6 protein-coding genes are annotated in these 5,594 nt (G+C 35.7%); 2 read left to right on the top strand and 4 right to left on the bottom strand.

Annotation, left to right across the window (positions count from 1 at the left end; all coding sequences use genetic code 11):
• On the top strand, nt 1–794 hold a 794-nt coding region (locus QNI08_RS22320; RefSeq protein WP_285769541.1), incomplete at its 5' end, for a hypothetical protein.
• Nucleotides 795–1,328: 534 nt separating this feature from the next.
• Here the strand turns inward: QNI08_RS22320 and QNI08_RS22315 are convergent.
• From QNI08_RS22315 to QNI08_RS22300, 4 genes are all read right to left on the bottom strand, one after another.
• Nucleotides 1,329–2,000 carry a uracil-DNA glycosylase family protein gene (locus QNI08_RS22315; RefSeq protein WP_285769540.1) on the bottom strand — a complete coding sequence of 224 codons (672 nt, stop codon included), beginning with the start codon at nt 1,998–2,000 and terminating at the stop codon, nt 1,329–1,331.
• 368 nt (nt 2,001–2,368) lie between these two features.
• Entirely contained in the window at nt 2,369–3,211 is an 843-nt protein-coding gene (locus QNI08_RS22310) for a hypothetical protein (protein ID WP_285769539.1), read from the bottom strand.
• 358 nt (nt 3,212–3,569) lie between these two features.
• Nucleotides 3,570–3,824: a hypothetical protein gene (locus tag QNI08_RS22305; RefSeq protein ID WP_285769538.1), complete on the bottom strand. Its 255-nt coding sequence runs from the start codon at nt 3,822–3,824 to the stop codon at nt 3,570–3,572.
• Nucleotides 3,825–3,837: 13 nt separating this feature from the next.
• Complete coding sequence (locus tag QNI08_RS22300) at nt 3,838–4,155, bottom strand: hypothetical protein (RefSeq protein WP_285769537.1); 318 nt, start codon at nt 4,153–4,155, stop codon at nt 3,838–3,840.
• Nucleotides 4,156–5,112: 957 nt separating this feature from the next.
• Between QNI08_RS22300 and QNI08_RS22295 the strand changes: the two genes are divergently transcribed.
• Nucleotides 5,113–5,594, top strand: a 482-nt coding sequence (locus QNI08_RS22295; RefSeq protein ID WP_285769536.1) for a hypothetical protein, incomplete at its 3' end; no start/stop codon positions are given.

The following is a 5,594-nucleotide window of genomic DNA, read 5'->3' as shown; positions in this document are numbered from 1 at the left end:
AGGCCTCTCTAAACGCACGGGGAGTCATATTGCATAGTATAGAGGGGCGTGGGAAAAATGCCCGGGTAACGGTAACCATCACCAACTATGTATGGTATTACCTACTATTGCGTGAAGAGTACCGTCGCTCAGACATTGTGGAAGCCTATCTAGACGAGCTTTTCACCGGCAATGGCTTCATGGAGCTAGAAGGTGTGTACTTAGCAGCCACACTAGATGAATTTGCAGAAAAGTACGCTTCCCGGCATGGAGGGACTGTTGGGGCCGCAAGAAGCAAACTGGACGGAATCCGAAAACCGCTCAATAAATATGGCTACGTGCTCAAAGGTAAGCAATCCCCGACCAAACAAATACGGGTCAAGGAACATGGTCAAGATTCATATTTGAAGGGACTTGAATCAGTAAGACTAAGCCAGAAGCTTCGAAGGGAGTTTTCTGAATTCTACAAGGAGATGCATCAAAAACTTCCGTACAGAAAAGATGATAGCCGCATGACTAAGCTGAATGTAAACAGGTTGCGTAAAGAGATGACAGATAACTTCGTAAATTCAATTAAGCAACAGCAAAACCTCAGTCTGATACGCAGTCATCGTATGAGCACTCTCTCCGACAAGGCAAATACTGATTACGAAGCTATTATTGAGTTGTATATGTCAGGGGCCACCTTCTCAGAAATTCGTAGTTTTCTAGTTGAAAGGGAAACTTATTGGGTAGAATTTGATAAAGCAAAGAAAGAATCTTTTAAGAACCGGAAGAGCATTGATGAGATTCTTGATGAACTGAATATAATTTAGAGGGGATTTCCCCCAAAACTAACAATAAAAGTATGAATTGGTGAATTACAACCCAAATAATTAATCTAACCCTCTATTGAGTTCAAGATATAAAATTACGCTGCTGTATCACTGAATGTATGAGGAGATACCCTCTTATACTTAATTTGTGCTATTTTCCCATATAAAGCTAGAATATCCTTTACCCGGGCTTCGGATATTTTATCACCTTCGTAGGTCAAAAATACCTATTCACATCCGAAGTCTACTTTTTCCTGCAAGTACTCCACCAACATTTTAATAGTTTTCAATAACATAATGAAACGACACGTGGCAATTCTAGTCTTTGTGTTAACTGCCTCAATCTGTATTAAGCCACTTTTAGGTCAAATATTCTCCCGCCATTTACTCTTCTTTACAGGTAACTCCAATATGTTATAAACAAAATTATAAATCAATGGGCCTACCTTTACTTTATAACCAATAATGCATTGGCGAATTTAGTGCATTTAATATTTCCCTATAATGTATTCAGAAAAATATTTATGTTTCTACTTACTCCATATAACTTTTTATAGTAAATGAATATTTTTGTTTATATTCTTGAGGTCTCTCGTCTATTCTTATGCTACACCATCTTGGATGGTTCATTCGTGATGCTATGTTACAATTTAGTCTTTTATTCTTTATCATTTCCTTCAATGTTTTCTCTACCTCTTTACCTAATGGAATAACGACTTTTGGCTTTACTATCCTCATTTCTTCAATAAAGCATGCCGTAAACATATCAGATAGGTGAGAAGGAAATTCATGATAATTGAAGTTAATGTTACCCTTTCTAAATCCAAACCAAGAAATATTTGTGACATAAACATTTTCAAAGAACTTCTGTACACCAATTTCTTCTATCACTGAAAAAATAAACTTTGAGCTATCCTCCCATGTTTCTCCTTGGATGTTTGGAAGTAATTGCGAGGCTGCAGCATAATCGATAAAAGGAATACCTGTTTTTCCAGCTCCTTTAAGACCTGGATTAATCCCACACAGTACAATTCTATTACCATTATTCTCCGAGTAATATTTATCATAAAATCTTCTTACCAAATGTATATTTTGATTAAATCCTTGTAAGATTTTGACCCCTTCTTGTTCCAGTTCTTTCATTAGACTAGAATTTGTATTTATTTGTTCATAGAAGTCGCAATGTAAATCAATTATTTTGTCCATTTAACACCCCACTTTTTTGTCTAACACAATTTTCTACAAAAACTAGGATAATCCTCTTTCTTTTCATTGAAATACATACGGACACACCCTTCCATATTTTATATATTAATAATGAAAAAAAGAAGCAGTCCCGGAAACAATGAACTGCTTCAAACAAATTTTATTCAAGACAATTTTTTTAGATTAACTTTTTTGTTGAATCAACACCAAACATTTGTTCTTGTAGTCTTGTAATCTCTATTTGTGCTTAGTAAATATTTAACAAGACTTTATTCACTTCTTTTTGAGAAGGCTAAAGTACCTTTAGCCATTTTATATTACATTCAGGATAAGCGCAATTTCAGCAAAGACAAGCAGCATTCGTATGTTTAGCTTTCCTCTGGTGTCATATCAACGTCTAACATCAACGACCCATTCTGATGTTCTTTTAACTTTTCCCAGAACCCCTTCATAGCTGTGATGTATTTTTCGAATGATACCTTTTCAATGTCCAATACTGTATGCAAGTTAGTTGTACCGTATAGAGTCATTAACAGAGTATTACTTGTTTTCTTAAAGTAATCAGGAGTTATACTATGTAACACTGTAGCTGACCGTCCACTACCATGCTTATACGTATTTGACAACAGATTACATTCCCGTATCGCCTTCCAAATCTCTGTTTCCACTATTAGCTCTTCGCCCCACCACTCCGTAAAAGTTAATTGTAACTCTTCGAATGCTTTGGTAATTACTCCGAAGTTTTGGTAAAATTCACCGTAGTTTTCTTCCCCTTTATCGAATCTTACTTGATTAATGTACTCATTCAAGTGATGCGTCATTTCTGTATAGAGCCATTGCCGTATCTGTTGCTCAAAGACTTGGTACAAATTACTAAGAGACATTAACTCGAATTGATAATGCATTAAAAATTGTTCTTGAATGCGCTCATGTGCATAATTCTCTATATCGTCAACGTAGTCCCCGAAGTCCATATCCTCGTGTGTAAAACTAGGTCTGAACGCCTCTTCTGCTTCTTCCCATAGTTCCTTTTGTATCTCATTTGTTTGAGTTACTAATCGTTCATATACCGCTTTGTATATTCTGTTATGATTGTCGAGTAGGGCATCATAAATGCGAATGTTTTTCTCTCTTATACCGGAATCCAAATAAAAATTAAAGCGTAAGTTTTGTTTAACTGCGTTCGGGTTTCGTCTACCTCGTTGTCCCAAATAATTCACAACCTCTCTAAAATCCATTTTCTTCTAATTGAACCATTATTAAAACGAAAGTCCTTGATGCGCATTCGTAAATTCTACAGACCCGTCAAGTTTGGAAAGGGGCCCCCTTTCGGCCCCTCAAGTGGTTGCAAAACGTGTAAAGCAGTGCAAACTCACTTTTAACGTGTTAAAGGATAGGTATGCCGGGCTTTCTATAATTTTCACATAGTTATTCTTCCAGTTTACATCGTGTATAGAATGTAACTGAATTTACTTCTCGTCCTACTTTTCGCAATACTTGGATTGCTCATACATTCGATGCTGCTTCGCTCGGAACCCTTCACTTGTCGAAAGTGTTCTTAGTCTGCTCTTATTGGTCTATATTCTCGAGTTGACCTATTCCATCTGATAATATTCGCAAGAGTTTATGTAGTGCTTCGGTCTCCTCACGTGTAGTCCACTTTTCATCGGGAGAACACATTTGATTATGATAGTTGTTAAGTAACTGCGATACTGCCATTGTCAATTCTGTAATTTCAATAACTTCTCCTTTTTGTGCCTTCTCGACCAATTCAAACGCTTGTACTACTCGTCTTTGACGACCTGCATTAATCAATTTACCCATATAAGTTCCTCCTTTAAATGATTTCTGCGTATGCCCTACCGTCCAAGATTCCGAACTCAATCTTCGCTGGAAGCATGCGTAATCCATCTCCTGCCATCATAAGAAAGTTCTCCGCCCATCCATACAAATCAGACGGTAGCTTATACGCTACCACTTCGCTTCCTACTTTAATCGATGCTATTGGAGTTCTACCATTCATACCTACCGATAAAACTTTATAAATTACGCCATCCTCCGCAGTAGAGTTTAGCGCGGGCATCGGGAGTTCCTCGTGCTTTGAGACATCATTAAAAATCTTTGCTCCTGCTTTGTTCACAATAAAAGTTGACATGTGATTCCCCTCTTTTCTATGTTTTCTACCAATATATTACACTTAATGGATTAGTTTGTCATCGTACATTCGTTTGGATTAAAAACTATGTATCAAGCAGCCGTTCTCTAACGCTAATTAATGCAAAAGGAGGTCTTATGTTAATGATTTTCCCAAATTTCATCTCAATCCAACAGTTATCAAAACATCTAGAAAGAAAAGCCTTTTAGGCATTTTAGGCGTGTTAATTTGGTTTGATTGCATACATTTATGCTATCCAACCATTTATAAATAGTATTGGCAGTGATATCCGAAACATTTTTGACATTTGTAATATTTTGAAAATGTTCTACATGGTGAACATAAACACTTATTGTACGGCTTCTGTTGCCACTCGCTCTCATTTACTGAGTAATAATGTCTAGAGCATTTGAAATAGTGATGAAACTTGGGCTACTAGATGTTCATTATTATTTTGAAGCGGACAGACTAGAACTAGATAGTTCTTCTAATAGACCTATTACATCCACTTTGACATCTAATAATCCTTTTTTTGGTCATACGAAAAAATCTCCTATATCGTAAGTAATGCAAGTGGATATACGGTTTAATTTCTTACATGACCGTTATACTGACCGGTTTCACTATACGAATAAAGAAGGTTATCGCGGGCTTAAAGCCGCTTTGGTAGTGTCACAGGAGAGACTCGAACTCGTAATTATCTACGTCCATGTTAATTAAGGGATACTCTGGCATTTGAAATTTGATAATACACATCTACAATTTACACACTAGCTGTAATAACTTTTGGTAGGTATTTTGAGTATTGAACCACCCACGGATTTTAGTCTAGCCAATTTGTTATATCATACTTCTCCCTTAATTAAGCAACATTCAATGCATTTCCCCCTAGTAGTTAATTTTTATATACTATTATACAATGGAATTAATTAGAAATTAAGGGTATGGGGTGTTTCTATGAGTCTATTTTCTGAAAAGATGATTCAAAATGTTTTATTCAGGTTCCCAATTCTTACTAATATTAATGAAGAAATAGAACCTTTTGAAAAAGAAAAAAGAATTGAAAGACTACGTTGTGACGCAATATTTAAAGTTAAGAACAAAAATGAATTCATACTAGTAGAGATGAAAAAGAATAACGCTAATTATTCAGACATTGGACAAGTAATGGAATATTATTCTTTACTGATAGATAAAGGATATAACATTACGAAAGTTTGTATATTAGCAAAGGATTTTCAAATTGGCGTATTAGAAGCATTAAAATTTTGTGGGATTGAAGCATTAGAGTATAAAGAAGATTCTATACAAACTATGATTAATACGGCTTACAACGAACATAAAGAAGGCTTATATTTAGAACCAATCACACTTAGAAAATTTTCAGGTGATTTCCCGCTTCTACCACTCGAAGACCTTAATGAGGATTATACAAATTT

It is taken from the genome of Peribacillus folii (genome assembly GCF_030271255.1).
In the GTDB taxonomy this organism is placed as follows: domain Bacteria; phylum Bacillota; class Bacilli; order Bacillales; family DSM-1321; genus Peribacillus.
This window is presented reverse-complemented; position numbering and strand designations above follow the sequence as displayed.

Bases quoted from the DNA above. Each gene is read 5' to 3' on its own strand.
- QNI08_RS22300 (WP_285769537.1), bottom strand. From the start codon at position 4,155: ATGTCAACTTTTATTGTGAACAAAGCAGGAGCAAAGATTTTTAATGAT.
- QNI08_RS22305 (WP_285769538.1), bottom strand. From the start codon at position 3,824: ATGGGTAAATTGATTAATGCAGGTCGTCAAAGACGAGTAGTACAAGCG.
- QNI08_RS22315 (WP_285769540.1), bottom strand. From the start codon at position 2,000: ATGGACAAAATAATTGATTTACATTGCGACTTCTATGAACAAATAAAT.